This window comes from Streptomyces sp. NPDC059874, assembly GCF_042731135.1.
GTDB lineage: Bacteria > Actinomycetota > Actinomycetes > Streptomycetales > Streptomycetaceae > Streptomyces.
Genome location: NZ_JBHWJY010000110.1, coordinates 1 through 24,661 on the forward strand (window position 1 = coordinate 1; position 24,661 = coordinate 24,661).

Here is a 24,661-nt window from a genome sequence, read left to right on the forward strand (position 1 = left end):
GGGGGCACACCCACCCCCCCCGCGGGCGATTGCGGCGATCTCCCCGCCCCGCCGGCTTTTGAGGCGCGGGGGCTCGGGGGCGGAGCCCCCGCAACGGCGCCGCACCCGGCAAAACGAACGGGCCGGGCCCGGGACCAGCAAGGTCCCGGGCCCGGCCCGTTCAGCGGAAGCGACTAGCTGTGCGCCCGAAGCAGCGACCGCATCGTCCGCATCGCCACGGAAAGGTTCGCCAGGTCGAAGTCGTCCGACCCCCGGATCTCGTCCAGAGTCGTCCGCGCCCGGCCGATCAGCGCCGCGTTCTTCTCCTCCCACGCCTTGAAGCGCTCCTCGGGAGTCGAGTCCCCGTTGCCCACCGCCAGGACATCGGCGGTCAGCGCCGCGTGCGCCGCGAACAGGTCCTCGCGGATGGAGGCACGGGCCATGGACTGCCAGCGGTCGGACCGCGGCAGTTCGATGATCCGGTCCATCAGCTGGGTGATGTCGAGACGGTCGGCGAGGTCGTAGTACACCTCGGCGACACCCAGCGGGTCCACGCCGGTGCGGTCCGAGGTCGCGACGATGTCGAGCGTCGGGAAGGCCGAGGAGAACCCGGCGACCTTCGCCGCCAGCTCCTCCGGGACGCCCTCGCCGGTCAGCTCGTCGAGGATCGACTGGTACCACTCCAGGTCGGCGCCGCGCACCAGCTTCGGCAGCTCCGCCCACACCTCGGCCACCCGCGCCGCGAAGAACGCGATGGTCTCGGTGATCTGGAGCGGCTGCGGCCGGTTGTTCAGCAGCCAACGGGTACCGCGCTCGACCAGGCGGCGCGAGTGCAGCCGCACCCGGGTCTGGACGTCGGCGGAGACCTTGTTGTCGAGGGCCTCCACCGCGTCCCACACCTCGGCGAGGCCGAAGATCTCGCGGGCCGAGAGCTGCGCCCGGACGATCTCCTCCAGGGAGGCCCCGGTCTCCTCGCGCAGGCGGTGCAGGAAGGTCGAACCACCGGTGTTGACGGTGTCGTTGACCAGGAGCGTGGTGATGATCTCGCGGCGCAGCGCGTGTGCGTCGATCTGCTCCGGGAACTTCTGGAGCAGGGCGCCCGGGAAGTACGCGTGGAGCAGGCGCAGCAGGTACGGGTCGTCCGGCAGCCCGGTGTGGATGAGCTCGTCCGCCACCGTGATCTTGGTGTAGGCGAACAGGACGGCCAGCTCCGGCTGGGTCAGGCCCTTGCCGGTGTTGAGCAGTTCGCGGATCTGCCGGTCGGTGGGCAGGAACTCCAGCTCGCGGTTGAGCCGCCCCTCGTTCTCCAGGCGGCGCATGAAGCGCTGCTGGGCGTGGAGCAGGCTCGGGGCCTGGGCCGAACCGTTGGCGAGAGCCGTGTTCTGGGCGTAGTTGTTGCGCAGCACGAGCTGGCCGACCTCGTCGGTCATCTCGGCGAGCAGCTTGTTGCGCTGCTTGACGGTCATGTCCCCGTCGGAGACGACCGCGTTGAGGAGGATCTTGATGTTCACCTCGTGGTCGGAGGTGTCCACGCCCGCGCTGTTGTCGATGGCGTCGGTGTTGACCTTGCCGCCGTAGTGGGCGAACTCGATCCGGCCGAGCTGGGTCAGGCCCAGGTTGCCGCCCTCGCCGATGACCTTGGCCCGGACCTCGGAGCCGTTGACGCGGATGGCGTCGTTGGCCTTGTCGCCGACGTCCGCGTGCGTCTCGGCGGTGGCCTTGACGTACGTGCCGATGCCGCCGTTCCACAGCAGGTCCACCGGGGACTGGAGGATCGCCTTCATCAGGTCGGCCGGGGTCATCTTGGTGACGCCCGCATCGATGCCGAGGGCCTCGCGGACGTGCGCGTTGACCGGGATGGACTTCGCGCTGCGCGGGTGGATGCCGCCGCCCGCGGAGAGCAGCGAGGTGTCGTAGTCGGCCCACGAGGAGCGCGGCAGGTCGAACAGGCGGCGGCGCTCGACGTACGAGGTGGCCGCGTCCGGGGTCGGGTCGATGAAGATGTGCCGGTGGTCGAATGCGGCGACCAGGCGAATGTGCTCGGAGAGCAGCATGCCGTTGCCGAACACGTCACCGGACATGTCGCCGACGCCTACGACCGTGAAGTCCTGGGTCTGGGTGTCGTGGCCCAGCTCGCGGAAGTGCCGCTTCACGGACTCCCACGCGCCGCGGGCCGTGATGCCCATGCCCTTGTGGTCGTAGCCGGCCGAGCCGCCCGACGCGAAGGCGTCGCCCAGCCAGAAGCCGTAGGACTCCGCGACCCCGTTGGCGATGTCGGAGAAGGTCGCGGTGCCCTTGTCGGCGGCGACGACGAGGTAGGTGTCGTCCTCGTCGTGGCGGACGACGCCCTTCGGCGGCACGACCTCGCCGGCGACCATGTTGTCGGTGATGTCGAGCAGCGCCGAGATGAAGATCTTGTACGAGGCGATGCCCTCGGCGAGCCACGCGTCGCGGTCCACCGACGGGTCCGGCAGGTTCTTGGCGACGAAGCCGCCCTTGGCGCCGACCGGCACGATGACGGTGTTCTTGACCATCTGCGCCTTGACCAGGCCGAGGATCTCCGTACGGAAGTCCTCACGCCGGTCGGACCAGCGCAGGCCGCCTCGGGCGACCTTGCCGAAGCGCAGGTGGACGCCCTCGACGCGCGGGGAGTACACCCAGATCTCGAAGGCGGGCCGCGGGGCCGGCAGGTCCGGGATGGCTTGCGGGTCGAACTTCATGGACACGTACGAGTGCTGCTCGCCCGCGTCGTTCAGCTGGAAGAAGTTGGTCCGCAGAGTCGCCTTGATGAGGGTGAGGAAGGCCCGCAGGATGCGGTCCTCGTCCAGCGAGGCGACCTGGTCCAGGGCCCCGTCCAGCTCCTCCAGCATGGCGTCGACGAGCTCGCTGCCGGCGGCCTGGCGGCCGGGCGACATCCGGGCCTCGAAGAGGGAGACCAGCAGCCGGGTGGTGTGGACGTTGTTGCGGAGGGTGTCCTCCATGTAGTCCTGGCTGAAGGTGGAGCCGGCCTGGCGCATGTACTTGGCGTACGCGCGCAGGACGACGGCCTGCCGCCAGGTGAGCCCGGCGCCGAGCACCAGGGTGTTGAAGTTGTCGTTCTCGGCCTCGCCGGTCCACACGGCCGCGAAGGCCTCCTGGAACCGCTCGCGGGCGTCGTCGCCGAGGTAGTTGTCCCCGTTGCCCGTCGAGACCGGCATCCGCAGACCGAAGTCGTAGATCCACGCGCTGACCCGGTCGGAGCGGCGCAGCTCGTACGGGCGCTCGTCGGTGACCTCGACGCCCAGGCGCTGCAGCACGGGCAGGACCGCGGACAGCGAGACCTGCTCACCGGTGCGGTAGATCTTGAACCGGCGCTCGCCGGGGCCCGCGCCGACGGGCTCGTACAGGGAGAGCGCGAACGGGCGGTCGCCCGCGGCGAGCTTCTCCAGGTGGCACAGGTCGGCGACGGCCGCGCGCGGCGAGTGGTCGGCCTTGTAGCCCTCGGGGAAGGAGGTCCCGTAGCGGCGCAGCAGCTCGGCGGCGCGCTCCTCGCCGAGCTCGGCGACCAGGGCCTCGGAGAAGCCGTCGGCCCAGGAGCGGGCGGCGTCGACGAGGCGACCCTCGATGCGCTCGACGTCGGACTCGGTCAGGACCGGCAGTTCCTTGCCCTGCGGGACGCGGACGACGAAGTGGATGCGGGAGAGGATCGACTCGGTGTTCCAGGCGGTGAAGTCGACGCTGATGCCGTCGAGCTCCTCCTTGAGGATGTCCATCAGCCGCAGCCGGACGCCGGTGGTGAAGCGGTCGCGCGGCAGGTAGACGAGCGCCGAGTAGTAGCGCCCGTACTCGTCCTGGCGCAGGTACAGCCGCAGCCGGCGGCGTTCCTGCAGGTACAGGACGGAGGTGACGATGGGCAGGAGCTGGTCGACCGGGGTCTGGAACAGCTCGTCGCGCGGGTACGTCTCCATGATCTGCAGCAGGTCGCGGCCGTCGTGGCTGCTCGGCGCGAAGCCGGCGCCTTCGAGGACCTCGCTGACCTTGCGGCGGATGACCGGGACGCGGCGCACGGACTCGGTGTACGCGGCGGAGGAGAACAGGCCGAGGAAGCGGCGCTCGCCGACGACGTTGCCCTCGGCGTCGAACTTCTTCACGCCGACGTAGTCGAGGTACGAGGGGCGGTGCACGGTGGAGCGGCTGTTGGCCTTCGTCAGCACCAGCAGACGGTGCTCGCGGGCCTTGGCGCGGGCGTCCGCGGGCAGCCGGTTGAAGGACGGCGAGACCGGGTGGCCGTCGTCCTTGCCGCTGTGGTGCGGGTCGGAGCGCAGGATGCCGAGGCCGGTGCCGGGCACGGCGGACAGGGCGTCGCCGTCGACGAGGTTGTACTCGCGGTAGCCGAGGAAGGTGAAGTGGTCGTCGGCGAGCCAACGCAGCAGCTCGCGGGCCTCTTCGAGTTCGTACTCGCGCAGGTCCGGGGCGGTGGGCTCCTCGGGCAGGCCGTCGGCGATGCGCAGCGCGGCGTCGCGCATCTTCTCCCAGTCCTCGACGGACTCGCGGACGTCGGACAGCACGCGCAGCAGATCGACGGTGATCTGCTTGAGGTCGGCGCGGTCGGTCTCGCGGTCGATCTCGACGTGGATCCAGGACTCGACGAGGGAGTCGTGGGGGCGCGCGGTACGGGGGCCGTGCGCGTCGCAGTCGGGGCCGAGGATCTCGATGAGCTTGCCGGTGACGTCACGGCGGACGACGACCTGCGGGTGGATCACGACGTGGATGCCGCGGCCCTGCCGGGACAGCTCGTTGGTGACGGAGTCCACGAGGAAGGGCATGTCGTCGGTGACCACTTCGACGACCGAGTGGCTGGAGGTCCAGCCGTTCTCCTCCACCGTCGGGGTCTGCACGCGTACGTTCGCGGTGCCCTGCGGACGGTTCTCGGCGATGCGGTAGTGCGAGAGCGCCGCCCCGAACACGTCGACCGGGTCCCGGTCCGAGAGGTCCTCGGGGGCTGTGTGCAGGTAGTAGCGCTGGAGGTAGGAGAGCACGGTGTCCCGGTCGGGACGCTCTCCCTGCTCGGACCCAGTCGGAAGTAGCCCCCCGGCCGGGCTGTTCTCAGCTACCCGGGCCGCCCGTGCGAGCAGCTCGGCCTTTGCTTCGTCCAGCTTGGTCTGCATGTCCTCTGGCTCCTGTCGCGCGCCATTGCGTGACGTAGGTGAAGGAAGGAATGACGGAGTGCCGCCCTGGGGCGGGATGTCCGTCAGTGATCGATATCGACGTTATGCCGTCGGGAGAGGCCACCGGGAGGGAACCGGCCACGTTGGGCAGGGGGTCCCGGGAGCGGGAATCAGCGAATGCCCGGGCACGTTCGTGCGCCGGGCGCATGCCGGAGGCTCCAGTGCCGCCGATGACTATCGCGCTGATCACGGGTACTAGGCTATCTCGCCCTACCCCCAGGTCGTCATTCACTGCATCTGTACAAAACTTGGGGTGGAACTTTGACACTCTGGCCGGCGACGCGACCGGTGGACCGTGCCAGACGCTATTCGGCCAGTTCGCGAGCTGTCGTTACGGCCTCTGCCAGGGTGTCCACGACGGGCACGCCGGCCGATTCCAGACTGGCGCGACTGTGGGAGCCGCCCGTGTACAACACGGCCCGGGCGCCCACGTGGGCGGCGGCGAGCGCGTCGTCCACGGCGTCTCCGATGAGGACCGTACGGTCGGGTGTCACGCGCGTCCCGTCCATGGCGGCCATGTGGCGTACGAGGTGCCCCGCCTTGGAGGTGTGGGAGGGGCCGATCCGCCCGTCGACGCGCAGGAAGTGCCGGTCGATGCCGTGCGCCCGGACGAGTGGTACGAGCTTCTCGTGGGGCGCGAGGGACAGCAGGGACTGGGTGAGCCCGGCCCGCTCCCAGTCCTGGAGCAGCTCGCGGGCGCCGTCGGCGAGCCCGGAATGCTCGGCGGCGGCCCAGTAGTGCCGGTGGAAGGTTTCGTCCATGACGACCCATTCCTCATCGGTGGGCAGCCGCCCCATGAGCCGCTCGTAGAACTTGGGCACCGGTACGACGTACAGGTCGCGGTACGTCTCCAGGGTGATCGGCGCGAAGCCGAGCTCGGCGAAGGAGGCGTTGGTCGCGGCCATGACGGCGTCGATGTCGTGCAGCAGCGTCCCGTTCCAGTCCCAGACGATGTGGGTCCTCATCGCAGCAGCCCCGGAATCTCCTGCACCCCGAACCAGAGCAGCTCGTGGTCCTCCGCCCCGTCCACCGTGAACTGCGCGTCGTCGTCCCCGCCGTCGGCGGCCTCCAGGGCCCGGGCGGCCGCGGAGACGTCCTCCCGCGCGTCGTCGGCGTCGACGTGCACGGCGGCGGCCACGGTGAGTCGTACGGGCGCGCCCAGGCTCACCTGCCCGAGCGTGGCCTCGTCGACCCCGGGAGTGGCGCTGACGGCCTTGTCGTCCACGTCGAGCGCGACGACGACCCGCTTGGGCGGGGCCCCCTCCTCCTGGGCCAGCATCCGCAGGGAGGCGGCGGCGGCCCGGCCGAGGGCGGCGTACTCCAGCTCCTCGATGTCGTCCGACACGTACCACTCGCGCAGCCCGGGCGTGACGGCGTACGCCCGCAGCGGGGCGGGACCCAGCTCACCCGCCTTGTGCGCCTCGGCGAGCCCGGGGAGGGTCAGGGGGACGTACACGCGCATGGCCGGCTGCTTTCGGTAGTCGGAAACGCCCCCCAGGATACGACTGCCGGGCTGCGGCCGAGTGGGGTACGCCCGCGGTCCCCCTTCGGGGTGTCGGGCCAGGGTGCGAGCCCGTCCACCCGGGTACTCGGCGCGGGTCGACCGCGGGCCCGCTACGGAACGTCACACACTCGGATAGGTGAACCGCACCGAAGCCCACCACGATCGGCGGCCCGGTTGCGGAGCGTATCCGTCGGCCGTAGAAGATCCCCATCAAGTTACCGCCCGGTATCGATCCGGGCCCGGCCTGTTCGGGGGCAGAACGCCATGGACACCACGATGCGCGCGACGATCGGCGGCGAGGCCGGCCGCCGCAGGCCCGGCGGCCGGGCCCGCACCCGCCCCGCCGGACGCCTCGACCAGCGCCGCCCTCCCCGCACCCTGCGACTCGGCCCGCACCACTGGTTCGCCGAACGGCTGCTCGCGGTGGTCAGCGGCCGCCGCCCGGTCCACTCGCTCCTCGGCCACACCGTCGGCCCCGCCTACCAGCAGCTGATCACCCTGGCCCCGGCTGACCACCTCCGCGACCGCCTCAGCCCGGTCATCCGCCAATGCGGCCGCTTCACGCCGGGCCCGGGCGTGATCGAAGCCTTCGCCCGCATCGCAACGGGCGACCGCGTCACGGCCATGGCCTTCCGCCTGGAACAGGGCCCAGACCTCCGCTGGCGCCTCGCGGCAGTGGAACTCCAGGCCCCCGGCAAACCCGGCCCCGCCTGAGGCACCCCGCCGGGCAAATCCTGCCTCGCCGGGCGAAATCCAGCCTCGCCGGCGTTTGAGGCGCGGGGTCTGGGGCGGAGCCCCAGCAGCGGCGCCGCACACGGCCGAACAGGCCTCGCCGGGCGAAATCCAGCCTCGCCGGCGTTTGAGGCGCGGGGTCCGGGGCGGAGCCCCAGCAGCGGCGCCGCACGCGGCTGAACACCGCCCCACCGGCGCGAGCGCAACGGCGGCCGGGGCCGGACACCACTCAAGGTGTCCGGCCCCGGCCGACGAGCTCAACCCCGCAGGGGTTACTTCTTACGGCGACGCCCGCCAGAGGCCTTGGCGGCCTTCCGCCGCTCAGCCCGCGTCATCCCATCACCGTCACCGGCCGCGTCGGACTCGAAGTCGCCCTCGACGACCCCGCCCTCCCCGTCCACCGTCGGCGCGGAGAAGTGCAGCCGGTCCGGCCGCTGCGGAGCGTCCAGCCCCTTCGCCCGGATCTCCGGACGCGCCGCAGGCACCGGCTCCTTCGTCAGCGAAGGCGCCGCGTCCTGCACCGGAAGCTCCTCGACCTGCTGCTCGACCTGGACCTCCAGGTTGAACAGGTAGCCGACGGACTCCTCCTTGATGCCCTCCTGCATGGCGTTGAACATGTCGAAGCCCTCGCGCTGGTACTCGACCAGCGGGTCCTTCTGGGCCATCGCCCGCAGGCCGATGCCCTCCTGCAGGTAGTCCATCTCGTACAGGTGCTCACGCCACTTGCGGTCCAGCACCGACAGCACCACGCGCCGCTCCAGCTCACGCATGATGTCGGAGCCGAGCGCCTTCTCGCGCGCCGCGTACTGCTCGTGGATGTCGTCCTTGACGGACTCCGCGATGAACTCGGCGGTGATGCCCGCCCGGTCGCCCGCGGCGTCCTCCAGCTCCTCGATGGTGACCTTCACCGGGTAGAGCTGCTTGAAGGCGCCCCACAGGCGCTCCAGGTCCCACTCCTCGGCGAAGCCCTCGACCGTCTCGGCCGCGATGTACGCGTCGATGGTGTCGTCCATCATGAAGCGCACCTGCTCCTGGAGGTCCTCGCCCTCCAGGACGCGGCGGCGCTCGCTGTAGATGACCTCGCGCTGGCTGTTGAGGACCTCGTCGTACTTCAGGACGTTCTTGCGCGTCTCGAAGTTCTGGGTCTCCACCTGCGACTGGGCCGACGCGATCGCGCGCGTCACCATCTTGTTCTCGATCGGCACGTCGTCCGGCACGTTGGCCATGGCCATGACGCGCTCGACCATCTGCGCCTTGAACAGCCGCATCAGGTCGTCGCCCAGCGACAGGTAGAAGCGGGACTCGCCCGGGTCGCCCTGTCGGCCGGAACGGCCGCGCAGCTGGTTGTCGATACGACGCGACTCGTGGCGCTCGGTGCCCAGCACGTACAGTCCGCCGAGCTCCTTGACCTCCTCGAACTCGGCCTTCACGGCCGACTCGGCCCTGGTGAGCGCCGCGGGGAGGGCGTGCGCCCACTCCTCGATGTGCTCCTCCGGGTCCAGGCCCTGCTGGCGCAGCTCGGCCTCGGCGAGGTCGTCCGGGTTGCCGCCGAGCTTGATGTCGGTACCGCGGCCGGCCATGTTCGTGGCGACGGTGACGGCGCCGCGGCGGCCGGCCTGGGCGACGATGGTCGCCTCACGGTCGTGCTGCTTGGCGTTGAGCACCTCGTGCGGGATGCCGCGCTTGGAGAGCTGCTGCGAGAGGTACTCGGACTTCTCGACCGACGTCGTACCGACGAGGATCGGCTGGCCCTTCTCGTGCTTCTCCGCGATGTCGTCGACGACGGCGGCGAACTTCGCGACCTCGGTGCGGTAGATCAGGTCCGGCTGGTCCTTGCGGACCATGTCGCGGTTGGTCGGGATCGGGACGACGCCGAGCTTGTAGATCTGGTGGAACTCGGCGGCCTCGGTCATGGCCGTACCGGTCATGCCCGACAGCTTCGAGTAGAGGCGGAAGAAGTTCTGCAGGGTGATCGTGGCGAGGGTCTGGTTCTCGTCCTTGATGTCCACCCCTTCCTTCGCCTCGATCGCCTGGTGCATGCCCTCGTTGTAGCGGCGGCCCGCGAGGATGCGGCCCGTGTGCTCGTCGACGATCATGACTTCGCCGTCGAGGACGACGTAGTCCTTGTCCTTCTTGAACAGTTCCTTCGCCTTGATGGCGTTGTTCAGGTAACCGACGAGCGGGGTGTTGACCGACTCGTAGAGGTTCTCGATGCCGAGCCAGTCCTCGACCTTGGCGACACCCGCCTCGTGGATGCCGACGGTCCGCTTCTTCTCGTCGACCTCGTAGTCGCCGGTCTCCTCGATGCCCTTCAGCGGCTGGCCGGGCTCGCCCTTGGTCAGGCGGGTCACCAGCTTCGCGAAGTCGGCGTACCACTTCGTGGCCTGGTCGGCCGGGCCGGAGATGATCAGCGGGGTACGGGCCTCGTCGACGAGGATCGAGTCGACCTCGTCGACCACGGCGAAGTTGTGGCCGCGCTGCACCAGCTCGTCCTTCGACCACGCCATGTTGTCGCGCAGGTAGTCGAAGCCGAACTCGTTGTTCGTGCCGTACGTGATGTCGCAGTTGTACTGCTCGCGACGCTGCGCCGGCGACATGTTCGCCAGGATGCAGCCGACCTCCAGGCCGAGGAACTTGTGCACCCGGCCCATCAGCTCGGAGTCGCGCTCGGCGAGGTAGTCGTTCACCGTGATCAGGTGGACGCCCTTGCCGGACAGCGCGTTCAGGTACGCGGGCAGGGTGCCGACGAGGGTCTTGCCCTCACCGGTCTTCATCTCGGCCACGTAGCCGAGGTGCAGCGCCGCGCCGCCCATGATCTGGACGTCGTAGTGCCGCTGGCCGAGTACGCGCTTCGCGGCCTCACGCACGGTGGCGAAGGCCTCGGGAAGCAGGTCGTCCAGGCTCTCGCCGTCCTGGAAGCGCTGCTTGTACTCGTCCGTGAGCGCCCGCAACTCGGCGTCGGAGAGGTTGACGAAGTCCTCTTCGATGGAGTTGACCTGGTCCGCGATGCGGTGCAGTTTGCGCAGGATCTTGCCTTCGCCTGCACGCATGAGCTTGTTGAAGACGGACACCGAGGTTTGTCTCCTTGCCGGTCGGGCCTGGGCACTGTACGTACACGGGCACGGCAGGTGGGCCCCACCGTAACGGCCATCGTAAGCGAGGACGTGGTCGCGTCGGGAGGTCCGCCGTAGCCGCGAGGGCGCGGGTGCCCGTATTGAGAACGTACGGGTGACACGGAAGGTGCCGCTTCCCCCGCGAGATTCCCGAAAAGTGTTCGTCCCGCGGAGCGCGAAGGCAGCAGAATCCGTTCATGGAGCCCACCACACTGACCACCGACCGGCTCGTATTGAGGCCGTTCGCCCCCTCCGACGAGGACGAGGTGTACGCGGCCTGCCAGGACCCGGACATCCAGCGCTACACCACGGTCCCCTCCCCCTACGAACGCGAGCACGCGCGGAGCTTCGTGAACGAGCTGGTCCCGAACGGCTGGCGGGCGGGCACCGGCTACAGCTTCGCCGTACGCCTCGGCGCCGACGGGCCCCTGGTCGCGGCGGTCGGCGTCCATGTGCACCAGGTGTTCGCGACACGCTCGTACGAGATCGGCTACTGGGCGGCGAAGGAGCACCGGGGCCACGGATACATGGCCGAGGCCGTCCGCGCCGCCGCCCGCTGGGCCTTCACCGAGCTCGGCGCGGCACGCCTCGAATGGCGGGCCCAGGTCGACAACGCGGGCTCCAGGGCCGTCGCGCAGAAGGCAGGCTTCCGCATGGAGGGGATCCTGCGCGCCGGAATCGAGCACCGCGGCGCCATGCTCGACTGCCGGATCGGCGGCCTGCTCCCCTCCGACCTCGGCCTGCCCTCGCGCACGCCGTACCTGCCGTCGGCCTCCGCGTAGGACCTGGGCACAATCCGTGTCATGGAGCCGATCACGCTGACCACCGATCGCCTCGTGCTGCGCCCCCACACCCCCGGGGACGCGGCCGAGGTGCACGCCGCCTGCCAGGACCCCGAGATCCAGCGCTGGATCCCCGTACCACTGCCCTACCGGCCCGAGGACGCGCGCGCCTTCGTCGCCGAATCGGTTCCGCGCGGGTGGCGGGAGGACAGCGAGTACAACTTCGCCGTCCGCCTCGGGGCCGACGGCCCGCTGGTCGCCACCCTCGGTGTCGTCCCGCGCGGCGCACACGCGCACGAGGTCGGCTACTGGGCCGTCGCCGGGCACCGGGGCAACGGGTACATGACCGAGGCCCTGCTGGCCGTGGCCCGCTGGGCGTTCACCGAAGCCGGCTGCGTACGCCTGGTCTGGCGGGCCGGAGTGGGGAACACCGCCTCCCGCGCCGTCGCCGAGAAGGCCGGCTTCGTCGTCGAGGGCGTCCAGCGGGCGGGCATGGAACACCGCGACACCCTCCGCGACTGCTGGGCCGGGGCCCTGCTGCCCTCCGACCTCGGCCTGCCCTCCCGGCTGGCGTACCTGCCCGCTGTCAGTGCCCGCCGTTAGGCTCCGGAGATGACCTCGATCCCGCTCTCGCTGTCAGCCGACGAGGCCCGTCGAATCGCCCTGCGCGCGCAAGGTTTCATGGGGGCGCCCGACCGCCGCGGCGGGGTGCGCGGAGTCCTGCGCCACCTGGGCGCCGTCCAGCTGGACACCATCTCGGTCCTGGCCCGCTCGCACGAGCTGATCCCGTACGCGCGCCTGGGCGCGGTCGGCCGGGACACCGTGGAGAAGGCGTACTGGTCGGACCGCCACGCCTTCGAGTACTGGTCGCACGCGGCCTGCATCCTGCCCATCGAGGAATGGCCACATTTCGCCTTTCGGCGCCGCGCCCGCCTGGCCCGCGGCCACCGCTGGCACGTCCTGCAGGACAAGGAGCGCTCGACGAAGGCCGTCCTGGACCGCCTCAAGGCCGACGGCCCGCTGACCTCGACCGAGCTTGGCGGCGCCAAGAACGGCGGGGAGTGGTTCGAGTGGTCCGAGACCAAGATCGCGGTGGAGTGGCTGCTCGACACCGGCGAGGTGGTGTGCAGTGAACGCCGGGGCTGGAAGCGGGTGTACGACCTGCCCGAGCGCGCGGTCCCCGACGCCCTGCTCCACGACGACCTGGACGACCGCGAGTGCCTGCGCCGCCTCGTCGCGCTGGCCGGGCAGTCCCTGGGCGTCGGCACCCGCGCCGACATCGCGGACTACCACCGGCTCAAGGGCGAGCAGTTCGACGCGGTGATCGCGGACTCCGGGCTGGTCCCGGTCGAGGTGGAGGGCTGGGCGAAGCCGGCGTGGGCGGACCCTTCCGCCCTGGCCACGGTCCCCCGGGGCCGCCACCGCACGACACTGCTCTCGCCCTTCGACTCGCTGGTCTGGGACCGGCCGCGTACGGAGCGGATCTTCGGTTTCACCCACCGCCTGGAGGCGTACGTCCCCAAGCCGAAGCGGATACACGGCTACTTCGCGATGCCGCTGCTTGCGGGCGGCTTGCTCCAGGGCCGCGTCGACCCGGCCCGCGAGGGCCGCACCCTTGTCGCCCGGCAGCTGTCCCTGACCTCCCCGAAGGCGGCCGGCCCGATGGCCCAGGCCCTGCGGGAGGCGGCGGAGTGGGTGGGCTGCGACTCCGTCCGCGTCGAGCGCACCGGCTCGCCCGCGGAGGCGGCGGCGATCACGACCGAACTGAAGGCGGTGGGCGCGTAGCCCCACTCCCGGCCCCACCGGCGTCCGAGCCGCGCGGCCCGGGGCGGAGCCCCACCCCCAGCCCCGCCGGCGCCTGAGGCGCGCGGTCCGGGGCGGAGCCCACTCCCAGCCCCGCCGGCGCCTGAGGCGCGGGGCCCGGGGCGGAGCCCCACCCCCAGCCCCACCGGCGTCCGAGCCGCGCGGCCCGGCGCGGAGCCCACTCCCAGCCCCGCCGGCGTTTGAGGCGCGGGGTCTGGGGCGGAGCCCCAGGAAACGGAGAAAGGGCGGGGCGGGGAGCAGCTCCGCGCAGCGGCAGCCATAGGCCGACCCGCGCCCCGCGGCACGCGCCCCGCGACCCGCGACCCGCGCCCCGCGGCACGCGCCCCGCGACCCGCGACCCGCGCCCCGCGCCCCGCGACTACCGAATCTCCAGGATCTTCTCCCGCATCGCGTACACCACGGCCTCCATCCTGGAATGCAGTTGCAGCTTCTCCAGGATGTTGCGGACGTGGTTCTTCACCGTGTTCTCGGAGATGAACAACTCCTTGGCGATGTCCCGGTTGTTCATGCCGGTGGCCACCAGCTTCAGGACCTCCAGCTCCCGGTCCGTCAACCTCGGCGCCGGCACCAGCCGCCGCTCGTCGGTCCGCTGGATCATCGACTTGAACTCGGTGAGCAGCTTCGACGCCATCGACGGGCTGATCTGCGACTGCCCGTCGGCGACCGCCCGGATCGCGGTGGCCACCTCGTCCGTCGAGATCTCCTTCAGGAGGTATCCCGTCGCCCCCGCCTTGATCGCGTCGTAGAGGTCGGCCTCCTCGTCGCTGATCGTCAGCATGATGATCTTCGCGGAGGGTGCCACCTCCTTGATCGAGGTGCACGCCTCGATCCCGCCGCGCCTGGGCATCCGTACGTCCATCAGCACGATGTCCGGCAGCAGGTCGGCCGCCTTGTCCACGGCCTCCGCCCCGTCCCCGGCCTCGCCGACGACCTGGATGTCCTCCTCCTGCGCGAGGACGATCTCCAGCCCGCGCCGGAACAGCGCGTGGTCGTCGACCACGAGCACCCGAATGGGCTCCCCGCCCCGCGAACCGGCCGCGTCCCCCGCCGCCGCGCGGTCCGCGTCACGACAGCCCGCGCCGCCGTCACCGCGTACCGGCCCGAAGCTGTCCGCCATCGTTCCTCCCCCTGCATGTGCTGAACCGCCGGACCAACCGGACGGACACCGCCGCCGGTTGACTGTCCGCCATGATTCCATGCCCGCACCACGACGCGGGGGCGCCCGACGGCCACGCATGGCGCATACCGTTCCCAGCGATGTGGGCCATTGCCGGCCGTATCGCCATATACCGGGCTTGCCGGTTGTCTCCCCGAACGGTCTTGAGAGACGGGGAACAGCGCGAGCTGGTTGGTCGCTTCGGTCCCGCCAGGTCTTGGCGCCCCGGTGGGGCGTGCCTGCGGTCCTAGGCGGCTTGCGGTCATAGGCGGGCTTGCGGTCCCGCATGCCCTCGGCCGGGGAACGGCCTGGCCGGTAGCTCTCCGCGCAACGTTCCTCCGGACGCTGCGGGTCACACCTGGCCGACGCCGTGGCCCGTGTCCCAGGGCGCGCCTGCCGATCGCCACCGAGGCACCGTGATGCCGGGTCACGGTGGTCTTCGATTGCCGCTGGAGCGGGTCCTGCCAGTGCTGACCGCCCCAGCGGGAGGTGTAGGCGGGATCGACCGCGACCACGACGAGTCCGCGGTGGTGAGCCATGCCGCGCAGGCGTTCCCGGAACCGTGTGGTGGGGAGTCCGGCGACGGTGCGCCGGAACGCCTTGCCTCGTTTGCCCCGGCCCATGGTTTCGCGGCCGGTGGCGCGGGCGTCGGCGAAGCCCGGGTTCTCGATCGCCAGTCCGGCACAGCCGTTCGCCCGGGCGAGGTCGATCAGTGTGGTGATCGCGGCCCGCAGCCGGCCGTCGCGCTGGGGTGCGGGTCCAGACAGATCGGTGGCGACGGTGAACGGTTCACCGACCGGATTGCCGTGAGCGTCCACCACGCACGCGGCGAAATGGTCCGCGTTGAGGTCCACGGCCGGCAGCCGGACACCTGCGGCGGACAGCTCAACGGGTGTGGGCAGCACGGTCTTCTCGGTGGACCAGGAAGCATCCGGATACCAGCGGCCGCGCGGGGCGTTGGCCAGGTGCCTGAGCGGTTCGGGCAGGACGATCGTGACCGTCCCGTCGGCCGGGTCCACACTGATCGTGTAGTTCCCGTGGGGCGCACCCGACTCGCCGTCGGCGGTCAGGAACAATCGCTGCGCATCCCAACGCTCACGCCAACCAGTCCCGGTGGGACCGGCGTCGGCGAGGTTGTGCCGCACCTTCGCGAGCCGACGGGCGCCCACAACAATCGCCGGACGCCCTACCTCAGTACGCGCCTCCACCTCGGTCAGGCGGGCGGTGAGCACCTGCAATCGACACTGCTTCCGCGCGCGTCGCGGTGGGCGGGCGCGATCACCCGCGCGTCCGAGGACCAGTACCAGCTTTCCTTGGCCGGCACCATCCCGATCCTCACCCGCTCGGCCAGATCACCACGCGCATGCCCACCGAGATGCTCGCCGACCAACCGCGAGACCTCGCCGTCCCGGGCAGTCAGTCGCAGACGATCCCGGATCCACGCACCCGTTCACCCATACGAGTAGCCGATGTACACCCATGATCAACAAGCGGAATCAACAGTCGGCTACCCGTCGCACAGGTGCCCCTGCGGACGCCTGGGCGAACCGCAGGGGCAACGAATGGTTGGGATCAGCCGCCGAGCGCGCCGCCGGCGCCGCCTCGCGGTTCCTCCGAGCTGGAGGCCCCGTCGGGATTCACGTGAATGACGCCGTAGTCGTAGGCGTGACGGCGGTACACGACGCTGGGCAACTTGGTCTCGGAGTCGACGAACAGATAAAAGTCGTGGCCGACCAGTTCCATCTCGTAGAGGGCCTGGTCGAGCGACATGGGTGCGGCCGAGTGGGTCTTCTCGCGAACGACGAGGGGGCCTTCGCCCTGCACCTCGATGGATCCGATCCGGGTGATCGGTACCCCGTTCGCCTTCTCCTCGCCGACCGGCTGACCACTGCCGTTGAGCGTTGCGGCACCCGGTACGACGTCGGCGACCTCAGCCGCCGAGAGACGTCCGTTGCCACGGCGCGTGTAGCGCTTGTCGTGCTGCTTGCGCAGCCGGGCCTCCAGCTTGTCCTGTGCCAGGTCCAGCGCCGCGTACGGGTCTGTGGCGGAAGCCTCGGCCCGGATCACCGGGCCCCGCGTGCGGAGGGTGATCTCCACGCGGTCGGAACGGTCGGCCTGACGCGGGTTGTGCTCCTTGGACACCTCGACGTCCACGCTGATCACCTTGCCGTCGTACTTGGTGATCCGCTCAGGATTCAGCTTCTCGGCCACGTGCTTGCGGAACCGCTCGGGCACCTCGGTCTTACGGCCCTTGACGACGATGTCCACGCAGAACTCCGTTCCCGGATAGCTCCGCCTCATGGGGCGAAGCGTCTCCCTTTCGCACCAGGCTCCGGTGAAGGCCGGAGCCACGGACTTGGCGACTTTCACCTCCTCCTCCCCCATCGGCAAGATCTACACCCCACCGACTTCGGAGTCGAGAGACAGCGATGCGTGGGGCCCAAGGCTCGCCAGTCCTTACAACCGAACATATCCCTCTATGGCGGTTGTCGGCACCCGCTACCGGGACGTTCTTCCGATCCCGTCACTGATCTCTCTTACTACCTGCAACGATGGGCCTTCCCCGGCAGTTCCAAATCTATTCACAAGACTTTTGCTCTCTTCGAGTTGCCGGTCGCCGCGGCGACCACCGCGGCCCTCGGCCCGGCTCCGGCCGCCCCCAGACCCGCGGCGCGCACGGCCCGGGCCGCCTCCGCCAGCGTGGCCCCGGTGGTGACGAGGTCGTCCACGAGCACGACCGCCGCGCCCGCCACCGCCCGCACCCCGCCCCGGCGCACCTCCAGCGCCCCGGCGAGGTTCTCCAGACGCTCCCCGGCCCCCAGCCCCGCCTGGTCCGCCACCGCCCGCCGCAGTCGCAGTACGGGAGCCACGCGCGCGGGAACACCGGCCCGCCGCAGCCGCCCCGCCGCGGCCAGCGCGATCCTGCGCGCCGGATCGTGCCCGCGCGCCCGGACCTGCCGCCGCGCCGAGGGAACCGGTACCAGGGCCACCTCCCCCGCCCCGGGCGCCCATCCGCCCACCAGGACCGCCGCCGCCAGGGCGCGGCCGAGCGCCCCGGCCAGCGGCAGCGCCCCGCGCTCCTTGTGGGCCAGCAGCACCTCCCGAACGGGCCCCTCGTAGCCCGCGGCCGCGTACACCACCGGCAGCCCCTCCGGCGCCGGGGAGGGCCGTACGCGCCCCGCCCCGGCCCCGCTCAGTGCCTCCCGGCAGCCGGCGCACAGCAACACCCGGGCGGCGCCGCACCCGGCGCAGTCGACCGGCAGGACCAGCCCGGCGATCTCCCGCCACCACCCCCGCATGGATCCACTCTGCCGGGCCCCGGACGGCCCCGCCATCCCTGTGGACGACGGCCGAGAACCGGGAACGGCCGAGAACCGGGAACGACCGGGAACGACCGGGAACTCCCGGAACGACCGGGGACGACCCAGGAAACCGCAGGCCGATCCGGTCCGCCCGCGGTCGGACCGGATCAGCCCGGATACACCGGGGCCTCGCCGCCCGCCGCCACCGTGAGCCACTGCGCCCCCGGCGGCAGCAACACGATGCCGTCCTCCTTCGAGTGCGCCACCACCGGCTTCGGCTTCGCCTCGTCCTCCGAGACGGCCACCGTGACCGCCTCCAGCCCCGTGGCCGCGGGCAGGCTCGCCGCGACCATCGAGCCGTCCGCCAGCATGTAGCGGGCCTGTACCACCCCGCCGCTCTCCCGGCCCACCACCAGCAGCCGCCCGCGCGGAGCCCAGCTCATCGCCTTCACGTCCGCCATCTGCGGAGCCGCCGCGCGCAGCTCGCGCACCGACACCGGCTCCTTGGTGCCCTTGGCCTCGGGCCGCTCGATCCGCCCCACCCACAGGGTCGTGCGGCCCGGGGCCTGCTCCAGGCGCAGCGCGATCCGCACCCCGTCGGCGGAGACCTTCAGCGAGGTGATCTTCCGTCCGTCGAGCCCCGCCACCTCCACCTTCTCGGCGGCCCCGGTTCCGCCCGGCACCCGCCACAACCCGGGGTGCTGCGGATCCTGGTCGGCGACCCACAGGTCGCCCGCCGCGTCCCAGCTGGGCGCGGTCAGGGTGCCCAGCCGGGCCCCCTTGCTCGTGTGCACCGGCTGCTCCGGCATGCCTCCGATCCCGGCCATCGCCACGACGTACAGGCCGTGCCCGTCCTCCGAGACCACGGCCGCGTGCCTCTCGTCGTACGACACGGCGGCGGAGCTGACCTTGAAGGGGACGGGGGTGTTCAGCGGTCCCGGCACCGGCTCGGGCTTGGCCTGCTGGTCCTCGACGACGGCGTCGGGCTTTATGCGGACCAGCCGCTTCTCCTTGTCGACGAAGTACTGGTACTCGGGGGCCCTGGGGCGGCCGGCGATCGTGCGCGCCGTCACCGCGTTGAGCGAGCACAGCGATGACTTGCCGTCGGCGCGCAGCAGTTCGACCTGGTCGGGCCGGGAGCCCGTCAGGTCCTTGACCGTGTACAGGAGTTGGGCGGCCATCTTCTTGCACTGCGGCTGCGTGACGTTCTCGGCCTTCTCGTTGAGCGGCACGCGCAGCGTGTTCTGGCCGTCGTACGAGAGGGATTTGGTGCCCTCGCGCAGTTCCGTCCCGGTGGGGAAGCTGGACTCGACGACCGGGGCGAGCCAGTTGGAGGGCCCGGCCAGCAGCGACTGCACGGTCTGCGTGGTGGGGTCCATCCGCGAGTCGGGGTCGGCGCGTTGACGCACGTAGACGGGGTCGGCGACGAGCGCGTCGCCCGCGAAGTAGTACTTGTTGACCGGCATGTAGAGGCGCTGGAAGTCGGACTCGCTGAGCACGAGGCTCTTGGGCGGGGTCGCGATCCGCCACTGCTTGTTCTCCTGGACGAGCTGAAGGAACCACTCGTACTGGCTGCCGGCGGTCTCCGGCTGGTACGCGCTGCGCTCGTCCACGGTCGCGAGCTTCTCGCCGGTCACCTTCCAGCGGGGCCCCTCGTCCCTCTCGCCTGTGACGGGCGACCGGCTGAGGCCGGACTTGAGCACGGTGACGGCGGAACCGGGCCGCCAGCTCTTCGCGGCGTCCTCGGTGAGGTACTTGCGGGCCGTCTCCAGCTGCGGGTCGTCACTGGTCATGGCCTCCAGGAAGCCCTTGACGATCTCGGCCGCGCCGGCCTTGTCGGCGGGCGGTACGCCGAACACCCGGACCTGCGAGTCGACGCCCTGCGAGGCCTTCACGTCGCGGATCTCGCCGTGGGTGGGCATGGAGGCGCAGCCGGCCACCAACAGGGCGACCGCGCCGAGGGCGCACAAGCGTATGGTGCGCGCGCTCCTGGGCTCAGCGTCCATCGGTTCGGTCCTCCTGTGGTGCCTGCTCTGCAGGGCCCTGTTCGGCGGGCCGGGCCACGACCCGGGCCCCGTTGCCCGGCAGGGCGGTCGGATCGGCCGGTACGGGCATCGCCCCGGCCACCGGCGACCTGGGCGGTATCGGGGAACGGTCGGCTCCCTCCGTCGGCCGGGCGAGCGCCGCGGTGCCCGCCGCGTCGGCGGCGGCCCTGGCCCGGTTGGCCCGGGAGTCCTCGGGTTCCAGCGGGATCGGCGACCCGCGCAGCGGCTCGTCGGCGGTGCGCGGCAGGGTCAGGCGGAACTGCGAGCCGCCGCCCGGTTCGCCCCACGCCTGGAGCCAGCCGCCGTGCAACCGGGCGTCCTCGACGGCGATGGACAGGCCGAGGCCCGTACCGCCGGTCGTACGGGCCCGCGCCGGGTCGGCCCGCCAGAAGCGGTTGAAGACGCGGGTGGCCTCGCCGGGCTTGAGCCCGACGCCGTAGTCCCGTACGGCCACGGCGACGGCCCCTCCCGCGGACGCGAGCCGGACCACCACGTCGCGGCCCTCGCCGTGCTCCACGGCGTTGACGACGAGGTTGCGCAGCACCCGCTCCACGCGCCGGGCGTCGGCCTCGGCGATGACGGGCTGGGTGTCTCCGAGGACCCGGATCCGGCTGCCCTTGTGCTCGGCGAGCGGCTCGGCCCCGTCGATGACGCGACGTACGACGTCCCGCAGGTCGATGGGCTCCGCCTGCAGGTCGGCGGCGCCCGCGTCGAAGCGGCTGATCTCCAGCAGGTCCGCCAGCAGCGACTCGAACCGGTCCAGCTGGCCGGCGAGGAGCTCCGCCGACCGCGCGGTGATCGGGTCGAAGTCGACCCGGGCGTCGTGGATGACGTCGGCGGCCATCCGGACCGTCGTCAGCGGGGTGCGCAGCTCGTGCGAGACGTCCGAGACGAAGCGGCGCTGCATCCGGGACAGGTCCTCCAGCTGCTGGATCTTGAGCTGGAGGTTCTGGGCCATCTTGTTGAAGGCCTCGCCCAGGCGCGCGATGTCGTCCTCGCCGGTGACCTTCATCCGTTCCTGGAGCTGCCCGGCGGAGAGCCGTTCGGCGATCCCGGCGGCCATCCGCACCGGCGTCACGACCTGCCGTACGACCAGCCACGCGATCCCGCTGAGCAGGACGACGACGAACAGGCCGGCGGTGGCGATCGTGCTCTTGACCAGGGTGAGGGACTCCTCCTCCTGGGTCAGCGGGAAGAGGTAGTACAAGTCGTACGGGTCCCCGTTGATGTCGGTCAGGCGCTTGCCGACGACCAGCGCGGGCTCCGGGGCCTTCTGCCCGGTCCCGCTGGTGTACCGGATCTCGGAGAAGGTCTTGAAGGTGCCGGTGGCATGGTCGACGGCCCGCCGCAGCGACACGGGAACGCTGGCGGTCGGGTCCACGTTGCCGGAGGCGCGGGCACCCTTGACGCCCTGCGCGCCGGTCAGCGCCTGCTCACCGGTGCCCGCGCCGAGCGCGACCACCTCGAAGGCGGTCTGGCCACCACTGGCGAGCTGCTTGACCAGCGAGTTCATCCACGTACTGGCGTCCCGGCCGACCTTGCTGTCGGCGGCGTCGGGCCCGTCCACGGTCGCGGGGGCGTTGGCCTTCTCCTGTGCGACCGCGAACCCTCCCGCGGCCTGGCTCTGCGCCGCCTCCTCCTTCGCGTCGAGGAGGCCCTTGTTCACCTGCGCGATGACGACGAAGCCCAGCGCGAGGACCACGGAGAGCGAGATCAGCAGGGTGGCGGCGACCACCCGGAGCTGGATGTTGCGCCGCCACAGCCGGACAGCCGGAAGCAGCGGCCGACGTACGAGGCGTACGCACAGCCGCAGCAGCGGACCGCCGGGCGCCCCGTCCTGGAGCAGCCTGCCTCCCCGCAGCGCTCCCCACGGGGAGCCGCTCCGGGGCCTGCCGGACTGCACGTCAGCTCGGTCCGGCCTTGTAGCCGACACCGCGCACCGTCACAACGATCTCGGGGCGCTCCGGGTCCTTCTCGACCTTGGAGCGCAGTCGCTGCACGTGCACGTTCACCAGGCGGGTGTCCGCCGCGTGCCGATAGCCCCAGACCTGCTCCAGCAGCACCTCACGGGTGAAGACCTGCCAGGGCTTGCGGGCGAGCGCGACCAGCAGGTCGAACTCCAGCGGGGTCAGGGCGATGGAGGCACCGTCCCGCTTGACCGAGTGCCCGGCCACGTCGATGACCAGGTCACCGATGGCCAGCTGCTCGGGCGCGGGCTCCTCCGACCGGCGCAGGCGGGCCCGGATGCGGGCCACCAGCTCCTTCGGCTTGAACGGCTTGACGATGTAGTCGTCGGCCCCGGACTCCAGGCCCACGACCACGTCCACCGTGTCGCTCTTGGCGGTGAGCATGACGATCGGCACGCCCGACTCGGCCCGGATCAGGCGACAGACCTCTATGCCGTCCCGACCCGGAAGCATGAGGTCGAGCAGCACCAGGTCCGGCTTCGCCTCCCGGAAGGCAGCAAGTGCCTTGTCACCGTCCGCTACGAACGACGGCTCAAAACCTTCTCCACGCAGCACAATGCCGAGCATCTCGGCCAGCGCGGTGTCGTCGTCGACGACAAGGACGCGTCCCTTCATGGTTGACATCATCCCATTAGCTAATCGTTACCTGGCGGTGAGCTGTCCCACAGCCAAAAGGGCTGGAAATCGCCCCTCGGACCTGCGTGGAGATCAGGTCGACCAGTCTGCCCCGGATCCGGGTGACAATTGAAGGTACGGGCTGCCCGATATCCGGGGGGACGGCTGGTCCGTTCGTGAACCCCACATGGCACGATGGCAGCCGACCAGCGCCCCCGCCACAGCAGGTGCACGTGAAGGAGCGACGATGAACGACTCTCCGGGCTGGGCCACGCCCGGGTCCTCCCCGTCCGACGGCGAGCACCCGGGGGCGTCCGGCGAGCAGCCGCAGCCTCCCTCGCAGCCCGCCGACGCACCGAAGTGGTCCGCCGAGCAGCCGCCACCCGGTCAGTGGCAGAGCCCTGCCGCGGGCCAGAACCCGCCACCCCCCGCCCAGCCGGGCGCGGGCTGGGGCGGGTACCCCCCGCAGCCACCCCCGCACGGCGGCCAGTACGGCCCCCAGTACGGCTACCCGGGCGGACCCGGCCAGTGGGGCCAGCCCCCCGCCGCCAAGCCCGGAGTGATCCCCCTGCGCCCCCTGGGCCTCGGCGAGATCCTCGACGGCGCGGTCGCCACCATGCGCTCCCACTGGCGCTCGGTCCTGCCGATCACCCTGGTCGTGGCCACCGTGGTCCAGGTGCTCAGCATGCTCGTGCAGAAGTTCATGCTGGAAGACCTCACCAGCACCCTCGATCGGGAGAACCCGACGCCCGACCAGCTGCTCAGCGCGGTGGGCGGCGCCCTGCCGGTGACCGCGGCGACCCAGTTCATCGACTTCGTCGCCGGAGTCCTGGTCACCGCCATGCTCACGATGATCTTCAGTCGGGCGGTGCTCGGCCGGCACTCCTCGGTCTCCGAAGCCTGGCGTGACGCCCGCCCTCAGCTGCTGCGCCTGATCGGCCTCACCTGCCTGCTCGCCGTCGGCCTCATCCTGCTCGCCGCGGTGCTGATCCTGCCCGTGGCCCTTTCCCGAAACCCCGGCCTGCTCGTCCTCGGCAGCTTCCTCTGGCTCGGGCTGGCCATTTGGCTGGGGATCAAGTTCAGCCTGGCCTCGCCCGCCCTGATGCTGGAGCGGTCCACGGTCTTCAAGGCCTTCGCGCGCTCCTCGAAGCTGGTCTCGGGCGCCTGGTGGCGGATCTTCTGGATCACGCTCCTCACCGCGATCATCACCGCCATCTTCGCGGCGATCATCGTCCTGCCCCTGCAGATGCTCGGCTTCTCCGCCTTCGGAGACGGCCTCGACTCCATGCAGGACCCCGCCGCCCAGACCGCCTGGGGACCCCTCCTCCTCACCGCCATCGGCCTGATCATCGCGCAGAGCGTGGTCCTGCCCATCCAGTCCGGGGTCACCGTCCTCCTCTACGTCGACCAGCGCATCCGCCGCGAAGGACTCGACCTGGAGCTCGCCCGGGCGGCCGGCGTCGAGAACTACGGCACGACCGGAGGCTGACCCACACATGATGAGCACGGGGGGCCTCATCACCACCGCGGCCACGCCACCGGTGACGACACCGAGCGACCCGGCCCGGGAAGCGGCCGAACGCGAGCTGTCCAAGCCGATCTACCACCAGAACGACCCGAGCCTGCTCGACCGCGCCCTGCGCGAGTTCTTCGAGTGGCTCGACGATCTGTTCGACTCGGCCTCCGGCGCAGCCCCCGGCGGCACCTTCGGCCTGCTCGCCATCCTCGCCCTGGTCGTCCTGGCCGCCGTAGCCCTGTGGTGGCGGCTCGGCGCCCCCCGCCGGACCGCCACCTCCGCCGCCACCCTCTTCGACGACGGCATCCGCAGCGCCGCCGACCACCGCACCGCCGCCGAGGCCCACGCCGCCGCCGGCCGCTGGACCGAAGCCGTCCAGGAACGCATGCGCGCCGTCGTCCGCTCCCTGGAGGAACGCACCCTCCTCGACCCCCGCCCGGGCCGCACCGCAGACGAGGCCGCCGCCGAAGCCTCCGTATCCCTCCCGGACCACGCCGAGGCGCTCCGCACCGCGGCCCGCACCTTCGACGACGTCACCTACGGCGGCCGCACCGCCGACGCCGACACGTACGCCCGCCTGCGCGCCCTCGACACCACCCTGACCCGTACGAAGCCGCTCCTGACGGGACCCACCGGATGACCCCGCCCGCCGACCCCTCCGCCGAGGACGGATTCCGCCGGAGCCCGAAGGGCGCCGGGGCATCCCCGCAGGGCGGCGACACCCACCCCTCCGACCCCACGGCCGGCTCCGCCGAAGACCGGCTCCGACGGGGTCGGGTGGGTGCCGGGGCGTCCCCGCAGGGCGCCGAACACCACCGTCCTCGGCCCTCCGACCCCTCGCCACGTTCGGCGCCCGAGGAGACGCCCCGGCGCCCGGCCGGCCCCGGCGGAACCCCCCCGACCCCGCCCCGCCCGCCGC

At 71.3% G+C, this 24,661-nt stretch carries 16 protein-coding genes and 1 pseudogene; 7 read left to right on the top strand and 10 right to left on the bottom strand.

The window, feature by feature from the left end; translation table 11 throughout:
- Positions 1-173 precede the first annotated feature (173 nt).
- From ACFV9H_RS37510 to ACFV9H_RS37520, 3 genes are all read right to left on the bottom strand, one after another.
- Complete coding sequence (locus ACFV9H_RS37510; protein ID WP_385407690.1) at positions 174-5,126, bottom strand: NAD-glutamate dehydrogenase; 4,953 nt, start codon at positions 5,124-5,126, stop codon at positions 174-176.
- A 365-nt stretch (positions 5,127-5,491) separates the two neighbouring features.
- On the bottom strand, positions 5,492-6,151 hold the full coding sequence (locus ACFV9H_RS37515; RefSeq protein WP_385407692.1) for an HAD family hydrolase: 660 nt from the start codon (positions 6,149-6,151) through the stop codon (positions 5,492-5,494).
- Positions 6,148-6,648 (bottom strand): DUF6912 family protein, encoded by a 501-nt coding sequence (locus ACFV9H_RS37520; RefSeq protein ID WP_385407694.1) that lies wholly within the window; start codon positions 6,646-6,648, stop codon positions 6,148-6,150. The genes ACFV9H_RS37515 and ACFV9H_RS37520 overlap by 4 nt, the downstream gene beginning before the upstream one ends.
- 318 nt (positions 6,649-6,966) lie before the next feature.
- Here ACFV9H_RS37520 and ACFV9H_RS37525 point away from each other — a divergent pair, with 318 nt between their 5' ends.
- The gene (locus ACFV9H_RS37525; protein ID WP_385407717.1) at positions 6,967-7,404 is read left to right on the top strand and encodes an Rv3235 family protein; all 438 of its coding nucleotides are present in this window, start codon (positions 6,967-6,969) and stop codon (positions 7,402-7,404) included.
- Between the two features lie 290 nt (positions 7,405-7,694).
- On the opposite strand, the gene secA is transcribed toward ACFV9H_RS37525, so the two are convergent.
- A complete protein-coding gene (gene secA / locus ACFV9H_RS37530) occupies positions 7,695-10,493 on the bottom strand; it encodes a preprotein translocase subunit SecA (RefSeq protein WP_385407697.1) in 2,799 nt (932 codons plus the stop codon).
- Between the two features lie 239 nt (positions 10,494-10,732).
- On the opposite strand from secA, the gene ACFV9H_RS37535 reads away from it, so the two are divergent.
- From ACFV9H_RS37535 to ACFV9H_RS37545, 3 genes are read left to right on the top strand one after another with little or no spacing between them, the layout of a single operon-like run.
- Positions 10,733-11,317, top strand: a complete 585-nt coding sequence (locus ACFV9H_RS37535) for a GNAT family N-acetyltransferase (protein ID WP_385407699.1) — start codon at positions 10,733-10,735, stop codon at positions 11,315-11,317.
- A gap of 21 nt (positions 11,318-11,338) precedes the next feature.
- Complete coding sequence (locus ACFV9H_RS37540) at positions 11,339-11,920, top strand: GNAT family N-acetyltransferase (RefSeq protein WP_385407701.1); 582 nt, start codon at positions 11,339-11,341, stop codon at positions 11,918-11,920.
- A 9-nt stretch (positions 11,921-11,929) separates the two neighbouring features.
- On the top strand, positions 11,930-13,102 hold the full coding sequence (locus ACFV9H_RS37545) for a winged helix-turn-helix domain-containing protein (protein WP_385407702.1): 1,173 nt from the start codon (positions 11,930-11,932) through the stop codon (positions 13,100-13,102).
- A gap of 397 nt (positions 13,103-13,499) precedes the next feature.
- Here the strand turns inward: ACFV9H_RS37545 and ACFV9H_RS37550 are convergent, their stop codons facing one another.
- The 6 genes from ACFV9H_RS37550 to mtrA form a co-directional block, all read right to left on the bottom strand.
- Positions 13,500-14,258 (bottom strand): response regulator, encoded by a 759-nt coding sequence (locus tag ACFV9H_RS37550; RefSeq protein WP_385407705.1) that lies wholly within the window; start codon positions 14,256-14,258, stop codon positions 13,500-13,502.
- A 1,611-nt stretch (positions 14,259-15,869) separates the two neighbouring features.
- Entirely contained in the window at positions 15,870-16,565 is a 696-nt protein-coding gene (gene hpf / locus ACFV9H_RS37555) for a ribosome hibernation-promoting factor, HPF/YfiA family (protein ID WP_385407719.1), read from the bottom strand.
- Positions 16,566-16,879: 314 nt separating this feature from the next.
- A complete protein-coding gene (locus ACFV9H_RS37560) occupies positions 16,880-17,596 on the bottom strand; it encodes a ComF family protein (RefSeq protein ID WP_385407707.1) in 717 nt (238 codons plus the stop codon).
- A 170-nt stretch (positions 17,597-17,766) separates the two neighbouring features.
- The gene (locus tag ACFV9H_RS37565; RefSeq protein ID WP_385407710.1) at positions 17,767-19,605 is read right to left on the bottom strand and encodes an LpqB family beta-propeller domain-containing protein; all 1,839 of its coding nucleotides are present in this window, start codon (positions 19,603-19,605) and stop codon (positions 17,767-17,769) included.
- The gene (gene mtrB / locus ACFV9H_RS37570; protein WP_385407712.1) at positions 19,595-21,547 is read right to left on the bottom strand and encodes an MtrAB system histidine kinase MtrB; all 1,953 of its coding nucleotides are present in this window, start codon (positions 21,545-21,547) and stop codon (positions 19,595-19,597) included. The genes ACFV9H_RS37565 and mtrB overlap by 11 nt, the downstream gene beginning before the upstream one ends.
- A gap of 1 nt (position 21,548) precedes the next feature.
- Entirely contained in the window at positions 21,549-22,238 is a 690-nt protein-coding gene (mtrA, locus tag ACFV9H_RS37575) for a two-component system response regulator MtrA (RefSeq protein WP_189747360.1), read from the bottom strand.
- Between the two features lie 235 nt (positions 22,239-22,473).
- On the opposite strand from mtrA, the gene ACFV9H_RS37580 reads away from it, so the two are divergent.
- The 3 genes and pseudogenes from ACFV9H_RS37580 to ACFV9H_RS37590 form a co-directional block, all read left to right on the top strand.
- Positions 22,474-23,715, top strand: coding sequence for a glycerophosphoryl diester phosphodiesterase membrane domain-containing protein (locus ACFV9H_RS37580; protein ID WP_385407714.1), 1,242 nt, complete (start codon positions 22,474-22,476; stop codon positions 23,713-23,715).
- 10 nt (positions 23,716-23,725) lie between these two features.
- Positions 23,726-24,382 carry a DUF4129 domain-containing protein gene (locus tag ACFV9H_RS37585; RefSeq protein WP_385407721.1) on the top strand — a complete coding sequence of 219 codons (657 nt, stop codon included), beginning with the start codon at positions 23,726-23,728 and terminating at the stop codon, positions 24,380-24,382.
- Positions 24,379-24,661 (top strand): annotated as a pseudogene (locus ACFV9H_RS37590) (hypothetical protein); the annotation flags it as partial. The gene ACFV9H_RS37585 and the pseudogene ACFV9H_RS37590, both read left to right, overlap by 4 nt.

What these genes read in the sequence shown, in the direction of transcription:
- ACFV9H_RS37510 (WP_385407690.1), bottom strand. Translation starts at nt 5,126, where the DNA reads ATGCAGACCAAGCTGGACGAAGCAAAGGCCGAGCTGCTCGCACGGGCG.
- ACFV9H_RS37515 (WP_385407692.1), bottom strand. Translation starts at nt 6,151, where the DNA reads ATGAGGACCCACATCGTCTGGGACTGGAACGGGACGCTGCTGCACGAC.
- ACFV9H_RS37520 (WP_385407694.1), bottom strand. Translation starts at nt 6,648, where the DNA reads ATGCGCGTGTACGTCCCCCTGACCCTCCCCGGGCTCGCCGAGGCGCAC.
- ACFV9H_RS37525 (WP_385407717.1), top strand. Translation starts at nt 6,967, where the DNA reads ATGCGCGCGACGATCGGCGGCGAGGCCGGCCGCCGCAGGCCCGGCGGC.
- ACFV9H_RS37535 (WP_385407699.1), top strand. Translation starts at nt 10,733, where the DNA reads ATGGAGCCCACCACACTGACCACCGACCGGCTCGTATTGAGGCCGTTC.
- ACFV9H_RS37540 (WP_385407701.1), top strand. Translation starts at nt 11,339, where the DNA reads ATGGAGCCGATCACGCTGACCACCGATCGCCTCGTGCTGCGCCCCCAC.
- ACFV9H_RS37545 (WP_385407702.1), top strand. Translation starts at nt 11,930, where the DNA reads ATGACCTCGATCCCGCTCTCGCTGTCAGCCGACGAGGCCCGTCGAATC.
- ACFV9H_RS37550 (WP_385407705.1), bottom strand. Translation starts at nt 14,258, where the DNA reads ATGGCGGACAGCTTCGGGCCGGTACGCGGTGACGGCGGCGCGGGCTGT.
- ACFV9H_RS37560 (WP_385407707.1), bottom strand. Translation starts at nt 17,596, where the DNA reads ATGCGGGGGTGGTGGCGGGAGATCGCCGGGCTGGTCCTGCCGGTCGAC.
- ACFV9H_RS37565 (WP_385407710.1), bottom strand. Translation starts at nt 19,605, where the DNA reads ATGGACGCTGAGCCCAGGAGCGCGCGCACCATACGCTTGTGCGCCCTC.
- mtrA (WP_189747360.1), bottom strand. Translation starts at nt 22,238, where the DNA reads ATGATGTCAACCATGAAGGGACGCGTCCTTGTCGTCGACGACGACACC.
- ACFV9H_RS37580 (WP_385407714.1), top strand. Translation starts at nt 22,474, where the DNA reads ATGAACGACTCTCCGGGCTGGGCCACGCCCGGGTCCTCCCCGTCCGAC.
- ACFV9H_RS37585 (WP_385407721.1), top strand. Translation starts at nt 23,726, where the DNA reads ATGAGCACGGGGGGCCTCATCACCACCGCGGCCACGCCACCGGTGACG.